Raw genomic sequence first — 13,984 nt, forward strand, 5'->3', positions numbered from 1 at the left:
ATGACGGCCCAACCATCGATGTGGTGGCAGAGGCAGCGTTCAATGAAAACGACGCGGCGGTAGATACCGTGGTGGCGACGTTCACGGCGTCGGATGAAGAAGACGGCACACCAAGTGTGGCCTTCACGCCGGGCACAAACACCGATGGTTACTACGCGATCAGCGGCACCGATGTGGTACTGACGCAAGCGGGTGTTGACGCGGTGAATGCAGGCGAGACACTGCCAGCGGTGAGCCTAACGGCGACCGATAGCGACAATGCGACGGCGGTTGACAGCGATACACCAACTTATAACGCTCAAAATGACGGCCCAGAGGCAGATAACTTCACGGAAACAACTGTCGACTGCGTAACATCTGTTGATTTCGCACCACATACAAGCGACGAAGAAGATGACGCTGCTGGTATTGAAACTTCGGTCATTGTCGAGAGTGAACCTATTTTCGGTACTTTGTATGAAGTTGCAGATGATGGCACTAAAACTGAAGTTGTGATAGGGCAAGAGTATGGCGATGCTGATAATTTTGAGTATGTTGTAGATTCAAATATTACTGAGCAGCTTAGCTTTAATGCGGCTGATCTTGCTTCTGAAATCGATACATCAAACGGTAGTACATCGATTTCTTACTTCAATGACCTTATTTCGATTTCAGCTGGGAAATATACCGGAAGTTCACCTACAGGTAATGACGTGGTTAGCAACCCTGGGGTCTACTTGAATTACGATGGGGATGGTGTAGAGGACGGTTTTGGTGTATCAACAAGTATGAGTGGAAGTAGTGAACTTGACGTAACCTCTAAAGAATTCATTTCTGTCAACTTTGCTAATAGTGGTGCAGAAATGTTATCTGCTAACTTAGATTTCGGTAGCGTTTATGGGAATTACAATCCTAATAGTAGCTCTGATGGCGAGATCAACGTTGTTGCACTGGACTCCGATGGTAACGTTGTAGGTACTTTCAACTTCAATTCCGAAAACAGTTCCAATTCTGGAAATGAGTATACGTTATCCATTGATTTTAATGGTAACGCGACTGTCAACGTCTCCATTCCTGATGGTAACGGTGGGTTTACTCCGTTTACTGAGCTAAGAGTTTTTACAACTCAAGATGGATCATCGAACCCTAATGAAAATTCAAATATTACCTTTAAAGGCGTTGACGTAGTTGATGCAAAAGTTACAGAGACCATTGATTACAAAGCAGAAGACTCTAGTGATTTAGAGAGTTCAACAGCGCAAGTTACGATTGAGACTGAATCTATCGTGAAACCTTCCCCTGAAGTGACTAGTGTCTCGCGTGATGTGTCTGAAGACGCTAGTACGACACCATCTGTTTCGGGGAATATAGACGTACTCTACGCTGACAGTATTACTTTGCAAGAACCTTCTGGAAGCTACACATCTAATGGACATGGTATTACTTGGATTTCTTCGAACGCTGGGCAAATGCTTGTTGGTACTGTCAACGGGTCTGTAATTTTAACTGCGACTATCGATGATGCTGGTAACTATGATGTAAGCCTGACTGGACCATTTGATCATTTGGATAGCAATACACCGCTAGACCAAATGTCGATCGATATTGGAGTAGTTGCCTCAAACAGCAATGGCAGTCAAACCGGCACTATATCATTGGCAATTGATGATGATGTTCCTGTTGCTCAGGCTAAAGTTCATGAACTTACGCCCGTAGTTAAAGATGGTGCAAACGTGCAACTCATTCTAGACGTCTCAGCATCGATGTCAGGAAATGCCATGTTAGTCATGAAGCAATCTGCGATAGCTTTGCTTCAAGGGTATCAATTGCTTGGAGAAACCAAAGTCCAATTAACTGTATTTGAATCTGATGCGAATGTTGTTAATGAAAATGGTAGTTGGTCTTCTGATAACTCATTCCCTTCAAACCCTTCAACGATTTGGATGGATGTTGATACCGCAATCGGACTCATAGATTCATTAACAGCCGGTGGTGGTACGGATTACGACGACGCTGTGTGGTTGGCGGGTAGTGATAGCATCTGGGGTAACAATGATATGGTCTCAGGAGGAAGTAATATCAGCTACTTCTTGTCCGATGGAGACCCTAGCTCAAGTAATCATAGAATCAATGCTTCTGAGCAGGCTTTATGGGAATCTCAGTTAATTAAATATGGTGTCACATCACTTGCATACGGAATGGGCTCGAACATTTCGAGTGAATATATGGAACCTGTCGCTTTCGATGGTGATAAAGGTATCGATATTAGCCCTGTTATTGTTTCAGATATCAGTCAGCTACCCCCTGTTCTTTTGCAATCTATTATTACTCCTGTTTCAGGTAATATTGGGGCATCTGGTTCTGCGGATAATGGTTTTGGTGCAGATGGAGGTTATATCCAAAGTATTGTATTTGATGGAGTAACTTATCAATTTAATGGCAGTATCTTAATTAACCCACAAAACCAGTCTTCATCGAATCATTCATTTGATGATTCTAACAATACTCTATCTTTGTTTATAAATAACGAACACTCATTTGTTATTAATTTGGAAACAGGCGACTATGAATTTTATGGTGCTAGCGTTGCGGCGGATACCTCGTTTGATTTTGCCTACACGATCGCTGATAACGATGGAGATACAAGCTCTAGCATTATTCAAATTAATATCGCGTCGACATCACTAAGTTCTATTGCGGATGTTAAGTCCGAAGGAGACGTAGTAGATTCTGTTCAGGTAGTAAATGTTGGAACTCAATATGCGTTCACACAATGGGCTCCTTCCGGTCAAATTCCGACTACGTTTAACTTAGACCAAACTCAATCTGGCTTAGTCGTTGATGTTGGTGAAGCCGGTGATGATGTATATCTAGGCTCCGGTGACGACATAATTTATCTTGGGGATAGTCATGCTTCAGGTTTGGATAATGATGCCTCACACCAACAAAAACTTGATAATGCACAACAGTTGCTGAATGACACGTTTAGTAAGGGCTCAGATAGCTCTCACTTACAAGGCGGCCTTGAATCTGGTGGTTTTACAACGTTAGCTGCATCTTCGAATGCTTATGTTGACCTCGGTCATGGCGGTGGTGGAGATGATGCTATTTATGGTCAAGGTGGTGTGGATTTGATTTTTGGTGGTCAAGGTAATGATAGCCTTGACGGAGGAACGGGAAACGATGGACTTCGCGGTGGTACTGGTGAAGACACGTTAATCGGTGGTTCTGGTGATGATATACTCATTGGTGGTATTGGAGACGATATTCTGACTGGTGACGAAGGCGATGACCTATTCAAATGGATCGACGAACCGTTCCAAGATGACGTCGATACTATAACCGACTTTGCTTTGGGTGAAGACCATCTTGATATTTCTGAGTTGCTACCAAACGAAAGTTCAATGTTTGATCTTCTTGAGCATATCACTATCGAAAAAGTCGATAATGGTAGTGGTGACAAAGACCTCGTCATTACTATCTCTGAAAATACCGATAATACAGGACAAACCCAAACGATTGTCCTAGACAGCGTCGGTGATCAATTTGATTCTGTGAATTCGCAAGGTGACGGCTCTGTTGTGAATGCTGATTTGACCAATCTAGTGAATCAATTGTTCGTTAACTTACCCGAGCAATTTTAATAAAAAAGGGCCGAAAGGCCCTTTTTTATTAAGTCGTTACTTAAAGCGAGATAGCTTAAAGCACCTTACAAGCGAAGCCTTTCAGGTAGAAGCCTTCTGGGTAGGCCGTGTCTGTTAGGTGGTCGGCTGCTTGCTCGAAGCGCTCGACGAACTTAACGGTTCTGCCTGCATCAATCGCTGCGTCTGCAATGATTTTTTGGAACAGGTCTGTACCCATTAAGCCAGAGCAAGAGTAGGTGAGTAGCGTGCCGCCTGGTTTTAGGATCTGCATTGCTAACATGTTTACATCTTTATAGCCGTTTGCACCTGACGTTAGGTTGTTCTTACTTGAAACAAACTTTGGTGGGTCCATGATAACAACGTCAAATTTAGTACCTTGGTCACGATACTCACGCAGTAGCTTGAAAACGTCGGCATTAAGGAACACGGCGCGCTTCTTAGAAATGTCAAACTCGTTAAGTTCAGCGTTGAATTTAGCTGTATCAAGTGCGAGTTGAGATACGTCAGCGTTGATAACACGCTTCGCGTCGCCTTTAAGTGCGTAAAGGCCAAAACCGCCAGTATATGAGAAACAGTTAAGGACATCTTTGCCTTTTACGTATTTCATAGACTCTTTACGGCTGTCGCGCTGGTCCATGTAGAAGCCTGTTTTGTGGCCTTCCATGATATTTACACTGATCTTAACGCCATTTTCTTCAATGACGATAGATTTCGGTGGCTCTTCACCGTGAAGGACGCCAACCACTTGTTCTAACCCCTCTTTCTTACGAACCGCTACATCTGAACGCTCGTAGATGTTGCAGTCCGGGAAGCATTCGATTAGAGATTCTACCAATACGCTTTTGTTGAATTCAGCACCTGCGCTGAGAAGTTGGCAAACTAAGTAGTCTTGATACTTATCGATGGTGATACCTGGTAATCCATCTGATTCCGCAGCGGTCAGGCGGTAGCCCGTTAGGCCATCACGTTCAATGATGTCTTCACGTAATGATTGTGCGTTTTGAATTCGTTTTACGAAGAACGCTTTGTTGATTTCTTCTTTTTCAAATGTCCAAACACGTGCTCGAATTTGAGAAGATGGTGAGTAAGCAGCCTTCGCTAACCACTGACCATTGTGAGCATATACGTCTACCGTTTCACCCTGTTTTGGCTCGCCCTCGACTTTATCGATACCGCGTGAAAATACCCATGGGTGTTTACGGCGTAATGATTTGTCACGGCCTTTCGCTAGATGAATAGAAGGAGTCATAATTTACTCTGTTTGTTGAATTTGAAGGAGGGGTATTGTCGGGGAAGTGCAGGTGAAAAGCAAATAAGAAAGGGCTACGCGAGCAGCCCTTGTCATGATTTTAATCAGTTAGATAGCAATATTTGAAATACTACCTTTGAAAGACAAAGATTATGCTTTAAGACCTGTCAATAGGCCTTCCATGGTGTCACTTTGCTTACGAAGCTGGTCAACATTAGAATTACTCTTGCTGATCATTTCACAGATGCTATCTGATTGATGACGAATCTCTTCGACGCTCTGTGCAATGTTGTCAGCAACAACACCTTGCTCTTCAGCCGCCGTCGCGATTTGAGTACTACTGTCAGAAATTGATTGGTTCTTTTCCGCCAGCGAGCCGATCTCAACATTCACTTCAGACATCAATGTTTGCCCTTCATTTGCGTTGTTCACTGTCACTTCCATCAGCTTTGTCAGCGACTGACTGTTACGTTGTAATGATTCAATCATGCTTTGGATCTCAACCGTTGCTTGTTGAGTTCGACCGGCAAGGGCACGAACTTCATCAGCAACAACCGCAAAACCACGGCCCTGTTCACCTGCACGAGCCGCCTCGATAGCGGCGTTCAATGCAAGTAGGTTGGTCTGCTCTGAAATACCATTGATGGTTGTCACGACCTCATCAATTTGCGCGGCATTTGCATCCAGCTCTTCAACGGCCTGTGATGCAGATTGAATCTCTTGAGATAGGTTAGAGATAGATTCTAATGTATTTGAAACCTTAACTTGACCACTTTGTGCAACACCACGAGCATCCATAGTTTGTGAACTCGACGCATGAGCCAGGGTTGCTACCTCACGAATTGTCGCAGCCATTTGCTCTGTTGCGCTTGCTAAGCTGTTCAAGTGTTCTTGCTGATTGCATGAGATGTCTGAACTTTGTTGCGTCGACTGATTTAGGTCAGAACTGATTTGCTGCGTGAGCGCTACAGACTCTTGAATTGAAAGCACCATGTTTTGTTCACGTTCCGCAACCTTGTCGATAGTAATTGCGATTTCACTAAACTCATCACGAACAGGGAAGTAGTTCATACGACAAGTTAGGTCACCATTCGCGAGTGTGCTCAGAGCTTTGTTCATAGAGAACATTGCTCCGCCAATGAAAGTCATGATGTAGTAAACACCAAGTGCAATCAAAGTTAGGGTTACCGCAATGATCGATATCTGTGTAGCTGAAAGCGCAGACCAAAGATTTTGGTCGTGGTTTGCAACCAAGCTAAATGTACCATTCATAACTGAAACAGAGCCTGAGCCATAACCAAGGGAGATAGTTTCAGAGCTATTAACCAGTTGAGCAACTTGTTCCTTGGTGAGTTGACCAGCTTCGATAAGCCCCTTCATTAAGAGCAATTCTTCTTGATAAAGGTGAGCCAGTAATGAATCCGCTGCACTATCTAAAGCGAGAGTTAGTATAACAAGAGCGAGAAGAGGAAATAAAAAGAGGAGGTAGAACTTTTCTTGGATTTTTAGGTGAATGAGATATTTATCAATCCAACGAAATGGGATTTCTTTCATAATCGTTATACTCGAAGTAAGTCCACCAATAAGCGGTGAATGAATAAAGTCTCACTATATCATTCACATAATTTATGAGGCAACGTCATGAAAAATTCACAATCTATATTTGTCGTATCAGGCGTGGTTCAGTGTGTTGGCTTTCGATATCATACCAGTCGACAAGCTCAGAAGTTAGCCATTTCAGGGTACGCTAAGAATCTAAGTGATGGTCGAGTTGAAGTGCTGGCTGTTGGCGAAAGTGGCCAGGTAGACAAACTATACCAATGGTTGCAAGAGGGCCCTGCGAGCGCAATAGTAGATAGTGTGGTTAAGCAAAGGTTGGGAGAGGATGAAAAGCGCAATGTGCGTATTGGGGAGTTTCAAATACTGTAGCTAAATGACTACAGTATTTGATTGAGCTAATCAGTAATTTGCTGTTACAGACACTTTGCTGGCTTAGGTAAGCCTGCGAGTTTAGTCGCTTGTTTCGCTGGGCCTTTTTTGAATAATTTGAACAGGTATTTACTGCTGCCTTTTTCAGGACCGTGGGCTTTTTCCATCGCTTTAACAAGCATGCGAACTGCAGGGGAAGTGTTGAACTCTTCGTAAAAGCTCCTTACAAAATGCACGACTTCTAAGTGTGCTTCTGTAAGCTCAATGGCTTCGTCTTGTGCAAGAATTTCAATCATACCTTCTTCCCATTGTGTGTAATCCAATAGGTAGCCTTGAGCGTCGGTTTCGATTTGCTTGCCGTTATATTCAAACATGTTTGGTCCAGAATCCAATTAACTATTTAGATAGGGTACATGACTAAGTTTACCTTTCTCAATAGTTATCGTAGCGATCTTGATAAATATTGATCCTATAGATAAAAAAAGCCCAAGAGGTGGGCTCTTGGGCTAGATATTCTTCAATTAGGCGAGTGATTAGTCGTCGCTGCCCATGATGCCTAGGATGCTTAGTAGGCTGATGAAGATGTTGTAGATAGATACGTATAGGCTAACTGTCGCTGAGATGTAGTTAGTTTCACCACCACGGATGATGTTTTGCGTTGTAAGCAAAATAACACCAGTCGAAAACAGGATGAACATACCGCTCATTGCTAATGACAGAATTGGCATTTGTAGGAAGATATTTGCAACCATACCTACAAGTAGCACGACGAAACCTGCTAGTAGCATACCGTTAAGGAAAGATAGATCACGCTTAGTCGTAAGAGCGTAAGCCGATGCACCCATGAATGCTAATGCCGTGCCGCCTAGAGCAGTTAGGATAACATCCCCCATACCTGCGCCAACGTACATGTTTAAGATTGGACCGATGGTGTAGCCTAGGAAACCTGTAAACAGGAACGTAAAGACTAGACCCATGCTGTTGTCACGGTTCTTTTCTGTTAGGAAAAGTAGGCCGTAGAAACCAACTAGCATCATGATAAGACCAGGACGAGGAAGGTTCATCGCCATAGATACGCCTGCTACAACAGCAGACCAAAGTAGTGTCATAGACAGCAGTGCGTAAGTATTACGCAACACTTTATTGGTTTGCAGAGCACTTTCTTGAGATGCTGTGCGAGAAAACATAGGGCTGTTCATATTCTTCCTCGTAAGGTGACTTCAATAATTGTTAGTACATTTATGGGGCTGAAAGTTCGAAAAATCAAGTCCTACAGTCCACTTTTATACTTAAAATAATAATCAAAATAGCTAGTTAAGTATTTCTGAAGGTGTAACAAAGTATGTCTTACGCTGATATCAAGGTGCCACGGATGCCCGATGTTTAACCTTTATACTTGCGTTACCTATTTAAAACCAACTATCAATTTGGAAAATAAAAAGGCGACCTAAGCCGCCTATCTTAATTATGAATCATAACATATTAATGGTGTAAGATTTGACTCAAGAAGTTTTGAGTTCGATCGGACTGCGGATTTTCGAAGAAGTCGACAGGATTGTTCTCTTCGATGATTTCTCCGGCATCCATAAAGATCACTCGGTCGGCTACTTCTTTCGCAAAGCCCATTTCGTGCGTTACACAAAGCATGGTCATGCCTTCTTCCGCTAATTCAACCATAACGTCTAGGACCTCACGAACCATCTCTGGGTCAAGTGCCGAAGTTGGTTCATCGAACAACATTACTTGTGGGTTCATGCACAATGAACGTGCAATCGCTACACGCTGTTGCTGACCACCAGAAAGCTGACCTGGGAACTTGTCTGCTTGCTCTGGTATCTTTACACGTTCTAGGTATTTCATCGCAATCGCTTCCGCTTCTTCTTTCGGCATTTTCTTCACCCAAATTGGAGCTAGGGTACAGTTTTCTAATACCGTAAGATGAGGGAACAGATTGAAGTGCTGGAAACACATTCCAACGTCACGACGGACGGCTTCGATGTTTTTTAGATCTTCAGTCAACTCATTACCAGACACAAAGATGTGTCCCTTCTGATGCTCCTCCAGTCTATTGATACAGCGAATCATAGTCGATTTACCTGACCCAGAAGGGCCACAGATAACGATTTTCTCGCCTTTTTTAACTTCTAAGTTGATGTTCTTAAGAACGTGGAACTCACCGTACCACTTGTTCATGTCTTTAAGTTCAATCATCAACTCTTGCGATTCTGGGTTTAGTTGTTGCGTCATAATACGTCCTTGATCTTATTAACTATCGTTTGTGACCGGTGTGAAGTCTGTTTTCTAGCCATATCGAGTATCTCGACATGCCAAAGCAGAATACCCAGAACACTAACGCGACAAATACATAACTTTCTGTTGCGAAGCCTAACCACTCAGGGTCGGTGTTCGCCGCTTGACCAATACCCAGTACATCGAACATACCGATAATAAGTACCAGACTGGTATCTTTGAACAAGCCAATGAATGTGTTCACGATTGATGGGATAGTGATTTTCAGTGCTTGAGGAAGAATAATCAGCCCCATCTTTTTCCAATAGGTTAAGCCCAGTGCGTCAGCGGCTTCATATTGTCCTTTTGGAATAGCTTGCAGGCCACCACGAATTACCTCGGCCATATAAGCGGCACTAAATAAAACCACACCTACTAGCGCGCGGAATAATTTATCGGTCTCAGAGCCAGCAGTAAGGAATAGTGGCAGCATTACAGATGCCATGAACAGCACCGTAATCAGCGGAACACCACGCCAAATTTCAATGTACACAGTACAAATACTGCGGATGATCGGCATTTCAGAGCGACGGCCTAGTGCCAGGGCGACACCAATAGGCAGTGACACAACGATACCCACTAACGCAATGATAAGCGTAACAAGTAGGCCACCCCATTTGTGCGTATCAACCACTTCCAATCCAAATACACCGCCGTATAGTAAGCCAGCAATGATGAATGGGTAGATGTTTACGAAGAACAACCAAATCCAAGTGCGTTTAGGTGTTTTCTCGTAGGCCAATAGCGCGACAAAGATAGCCAATGTTGCGTAGAAAAGGCGAGGGCGCCACAGTTCAGCTTCAGGGTAGAAGCCATACATGAACTGATCCCAACGAACGCTGATAAATACCCAGCAAGCCCCTTCGCTAGTACAAGCATCACGAGTTGTTCCGACCCAGTCTGCATTTAGGAAAGCCCAGTCGAACGTTGTCCAGAGTAATGAAAAAGCGATATAACCTAGAACAACGGTAACGATACTGTTGATTGGGCCATTAAAGAGATTCTTTCTTAACCAACCGACGACACCAACGGTATTAGCTGGAGGTGGAAGATCCGGTTGAAATTGATGTGTGCTCATATTATCTCTCCACCAATGCTACTTTACGGTTATAGATATTCATTAACGCAGAGGTCAATAAGCTTAGCGTTAGGTATACACCCATGGTCATGGCAATAATCTCGATTGCTTGACCTGTTTGGTTGAGAGTCGTACCTGCAAACACAGAAACTAAGTCAGGGTAGCCAATAGCCATTGCTAACGAAGAGTTCTTAGTGAGGTTTAAGTATTGGCTAGTTAGCGGTGGAATAATGATTCGCAGCGCTTGAGGAATAATAACCAGTTTTAATGTGCGAGATCGAGGAAGACCTAGAGACATCGCAGCTTCGGTTTGACCGTGGCTAACCGCATTAATACCAGAACGAACGATCTCTGCGATAAAGGATGCCGTATAGATACTCAGGGCTAATACGAGTGCGGCTAATTCAGGGATGATGCTGATACCACCTTTGAAGTTAAAGCCTTTCAGCTCTGGATATTCAGCTGAAATCGGCATACCAAGAACAAAATAGACAACGAGAGGTAGACCTACGATCAAGCTAAGAGCAATTCGAAGTATAGGTGTTTGTTGGCCCGTCAGTTTCTGTTTATTGTTAGCCCAAATATTAATGATGATGGTGGCGATGATGCCAACAATGAACGCGGTAATAACGAAGCTGCTTCCTTGTTCAAGAACAGGAGCAGGCAAGTAAAGACCACGCACATTTAGGAAGATAGCTTCGCCCAAACTGAGACTTTGTCTTGCCGATGGGAGAGCTTGAAGAACCGCGAAATACCAAAAGAAGATTTGAAGTAGTAGTGGGATATTTCGGAAGATTTCAATGTATACCGCTGCAAAACGGCTCACTAGCCAGTTAGATGACAGTCGAGCGACCCCCATAGTGAAACCAAGTACTGTTGCTAGAATAATGCCAAGTACTGATACTAAAGCGGTGTTTAATAAGCCGACAACGAAAGTTCGGCCATATGAAAAGGTTTCGTCGTACTCGACGAGGGTAAGGCCGATACCAAAACCCGCTTCTTGACTTAAAAAGTCAAAACCAGTGGCGATGCCCCGGGCTTCTAGGTTGGTGAGGGCGTTGTTTACGATAGTATAGAAGAAGGCGCCAAGTGCTCCGATGGCGATGATCTGGAAAACAACAGATCGAAAAGTCGGGTTGTATAACAGGTTAGCACTTTTAGCTTCGGGTTTTTCCTGGGAAGGAGTAAGAGTGTTGTTAGGTTTCATACTGCAATAACCTCAAATCCATTTAATATTTAGGGCGGAAAAACCGCCCTAAATCGTGTTACTCAATTATTCATTTTTCGGCTCGTTGCTATCACGCTAAAAAGCTTGATAGTAACGTTTACGAACAAGTAATCACGTCGTGTGCTTTTAACGGATTGGTGGAGCGTACATAAAGCCGCCCGCATTCCATAATGCATTTACACCACGATCGATTTGAAGTGGAGAACCTGTACCAACAGTACGCTCGAAACTCTCACCGTAATTACCAACTTGCTTGATGATTTGGTAACCCCAGTCGTCACGAATGCCAAGGCCTTTACCTTTAGGCCCATCTACACCAAGAATGCGCTTGATGTTTGGATCTTTTGACTTAAGCATTTCGTCAGCATTTTTAGAGGAGATACCGTACTCTTCTGCATTAACCATTGCTGAAAGTGTCCACTTAGCAACGTTGAACCATTTGTCATCATCTTGACGAACAACTGGGCCTAGAGGCTCTTTAGAGATAATTTCAGGAAGTACTTGTGCAGATTTTGGGTCAGCTAGGTTTAAACGAAGTGCGTAAAGACCAGATTGGTCTGTCGTTAGCACATCACAACGACCTGCATCGAAACCTTTAGATGTTTGTGCTGCTGTATCAAATACCACTGGCTTGTAAGACATGCCGTTGTTTCGGAAGTAATCGGCTAGGTTTAGCTCAGTCGTTGTGCCTGATTGAACACATACAGAAGCGCCATCAAGCTCTAGAGCGCTGGTTAGGCCAAGATCTTTCTTAACCATGAAGCCTTGACCATCGTAGTAGTTTACGCCTACAAAGTTCAGACCTAGAGCCGTGTCACGATGCAGTGTCCATGTTGTGTTACGAGACAATACGTCGATTTCGCCAGATTGAAGCGCAGTGAAACGCTCTTTTGCTGTTAGAGGTACATACTTAACTTTAGTCTTGTCACCGAGTACAGCCGCTGCAAGAGCTTGACAATACTCAACATCGATTCCTTCCCATTCGCCTTTTGAGTTTGGGTTAGAGAACCCTGGAAGACCTGTACTTACACCACAAGTTAAGAAGCCTTGAGATGTGACTTTGTCCAGAGTGCTTTCTGCCGCTGATGCTGATGTTGCCATCATTGCAGTTGATGCAGCTACTACTGAAGCAAGAAGTGTTAGTTTATTTGTCATTTGTATCCTTCCTTGTTAACCAGGTGACACCTGATACTCGTGCTCATTTAAGTTTTTCTATACGTGTTGCGTTTTCATGACCTTGTCTTTCAAATCAAACTAGTTGCATTTTGCAAATGAAACTGTGTGCGATTTAATCAACTGTTTATAAGGTTAGGAAAGGATCTGTAGTTTCACAAATGTATAATTTAAAAAGATTTTTGAATGAAATCACAAATCCGGACACATTTAGAATGACCAAATGTTAACTGAATGTAAATAGTGCAAGGGTTCACACTGTTGGTGCAACAAGATTTAGATTTTTATATTGATAATTGACTAGATAAAAATCCTGAATGAATCTCACACTGGTGAAAGATTAAACTTAAAAAAGATTGAAATTTGGTCAATAAAAATTTTTATTACACTTCGATAGTTATTAATATGCTCCAAATTTGGTAGCATTGTTGAATAGTTATTGCAGTCATCTCAAGGAAGAACATGCGTTATTTCCCAATGTTTTTGGATGTAGAGAATAAGTCAATTCTCGTGGTCGGTGGTGGTGAGGTTGCTTGCCGTAAAGTAGACAGCTTGCTGAGAGCCGGCGCTGATGTCACTTTAGTTTCTCCCAAGGTAGCACCTTACTTACAACAGCTTGTTCATGAGAACAAACTTCACTGGGTGCAAAATTTTTACTCGTCACGAATCATCTCTAAAGAATACCTTCAAGTATGGGCGACCACAGACAACCCTAGCTTGAATCATCAAGTGTATAGTGATGCAAAGAAACTGGGTATTTTAGTCAATGTGGTTGATGATTTGCCATACTGCGACTTCATTACACCTTCAATGATAAATCGTGGAAGAATCCAAATTGCGATCTCTAGTGGTGGTGCATCGCCTGTTTTGGTGAGAAATATTAGAGAAAAACTAGAAACAGTATTACCTCAGAATATCGGTCTTCTCGCAGACTTTGGTGCATCAAAACGCAACTCGATCAAAGAATCGTTTCCTACCGTCGATGAACGTCGCAAGTTTTGGGAGCGCTTTTTATCATCCAGTTTTATCGAGCAGGTAACGGATAGAGAGCAATTAGAAGCGTATTACCAACAAGCACTGACAGAAGGCGTTGATAGCGAAGAGCAGGTAACTTGGATCGAATTTGAACAAGATGTCGAGTTGTTGTCCATGAAGGCGTTACGCTTGATGCAGGAAGCTGAGCTGGTACTGGCTCCCAAAGAGTGCCCATTTGAATACGTGGACCTGTGTCGTCGTGATGCTGAAAGAGAAAGCTATGCTAATAGCGGAGAGCTCTCGACTAAGCTTGAGCAAGCAAGAGCCGCAAACTTAAGAGTATGTGTGTTCATCCCATCTGCGAGCGTTGAATTTAACCTCTTGGTAGGCAAAGACTTGAAGCTCTCTTCTGCCAAGGTTCTAAGCTGAAGCTAATAAGC

General features: G+C 43.3%; 11 protein-coding genes. 3 read left to right on the forward strand and 8 right to left on the reverse strand.

The annotated features are described in order from the left end of the window. The coding region (locus A3712_RS27715; RefSeq protein ID WP_443083589.1) for a hypothetical protein at positions 1-3,623 on the forward strand (3,623 nt) is incomplete at its 5' end. A 55-nt stretch (positions 3,624-3,678) separates the two neighbouring features. Here the strand turns inward: A3712_RS27715 and A3712_RS08660 are convergent. After that, positions 3,679-4,872 carry a class I SAM-dependent methyltransferase gene (locus A3712_RS08660; RefSeq protein WP_063523097.1) on the reverse strand — a complete coding sequence of 398 codons (1,194 nt, stop codon included), beginning with the start codon at positions 4,870-4,872 and terminating at the stop codon, positions 3,679-3,681. A 150-nt stretch (positions 4,873-5,022) separates the two neighbouring features. Continuing rightward, positions 5,023-6,426, reverse strand: a complete 1,404-nt coding sequence (locus tag A3712_RS08665) for a methyl-accepting chemotaxis protein (protein WP_063523098.1) — start codon at positions 6,424-6,426, stop codon at positions 5,023-5,025. 87 nt (positions 6,427-6,513) lie between these two features. Here A3712_RS08665 and yccX point away from each other — a divergent pair, with 87 nt between their 5' ends. Continuing rightward, positions 6,514-6,801 (forward strand): acylphosphatase, encoded by a 288-nt coding sequence (gene yccX / locus A3712_RS08670; RefSeq protein WP_063523099.1) that lies wholly within the window; start codon positions 6,514-6,516, stop codon positions 6,799-6,801. A gap of 44 nt (positions 6,802-6,845) precedes the next feature. On the opposite strand, the gene A3712_RS08675 is transcribed toward yccX, so the two are convergent. The 6 genes from A3712_RS08675 to A3712_RS08700 all read right to left on the reverse strand — a co-directional run bounded on the left by A3712_RS08675 (position 6,846) and on the right by A3712_RS08700 (position 12,551). Further along, on the reverse strand, positions 6,846-7,175 hold the full coding sequence (locus A3712_RS08675) for a TusE/DsrC/DsvC family sulfur relay protein (protein WP_063523100.1): 330 nt from the start codon (positions 7,173-7,175) through the stop codon (positions 6,846-6,848). A gap of 159 nt (positions 7,176-7,334) precedes the next feature. Continuing rightward, positions 7,335-8,000 (reverse strand): Bax inhibitor-1/YccA family protein, encoded by a 666-nt coding sequence (locus A3712_RS08680; protein WP_008223498.1) that lies wholly within the window; start codon positions 7,998-8,000, stop codon positions 7,335-7,337. Positions 8,001-8,283: 283 nt separating this feature from the next. Next, on the reverse strand, positions 8,284-9,048 hold the full coding sequence (locus A3712_RS08685; RefSeq protein ID WP_004742336.1) for an amino acid ABC transporter ATP-binding protein: 765 nt from the start codon (positions 9,046-9,048) through the stop codon (positions 8,284-8,286). A 22-nt stretch (positions 9,049-9,070) separates the two neighbouring features. Further along, positions 9,071-10,168 carry an amino acid ABC transporter permease gene (locus tag A3712_RS08690; protein WP_004742335.1) on the reverse strand — a complete coding sequence of 366 codons (1,098 nt, stop codon included), beginning with the start codon at positions 10,166-10,168 and terminating at the stop codon, positions 9,071-9,073. A 1-nt stretch (position 10,169) separates the two neighbouring features. Then, positions 10,170-11,375, reverse strand: coding sequence for an amino acid ABC transporter permease (locus A3712_RS08695; RefSeq protein WP_063523101.1), 1,206 nt, complete (start codon positions 11,373-11,375; stop codon positions 10,170-10,172). Between the two features lie 147 nt (positions 11,376-11,522). After that, positions 11,523-12,551, reverse strand: a complete 1,029-nt coding sequence (locus A3712_RS08700; RefSeq protein WP_004742333.1) for an amino acid ABC transporter substrate-binding protein — start codon at positions 12,549-12,551, stop codon at positions 11,523-11,525. A 480-nt stretch (positions 12,552-13,031) separates the two neighbouring features. Between A3712_RS08700 and A3712_RS08705 the strand changes: the two genes are divergently transcribed. Next, on the forward strand, positions 13,032-13,973 hold the full coding sequence (locus A3712_RS08705; RefSeq protein WP_063523102.1) for a precorrin-2 dehydrogenase/sirohydrochlorin ferrochelatase family protein: 942 nt from the start codon (positions 13,032-13,034) through the stop codon (positions 13,971-13,973). Positions 13,974-13,984 lie beyond the last annotated feature (11 nt).

It is taken from the genome of Vibrio sp. HI00D65, from assembly GCF_001635455.1.
In the GTDB taxonomy this organism is placed as follows: Bacteria; Pseudomonadota; Gammaproteobacteria; order Enterobacterales; family Vibrionaceae; genus Vibrio.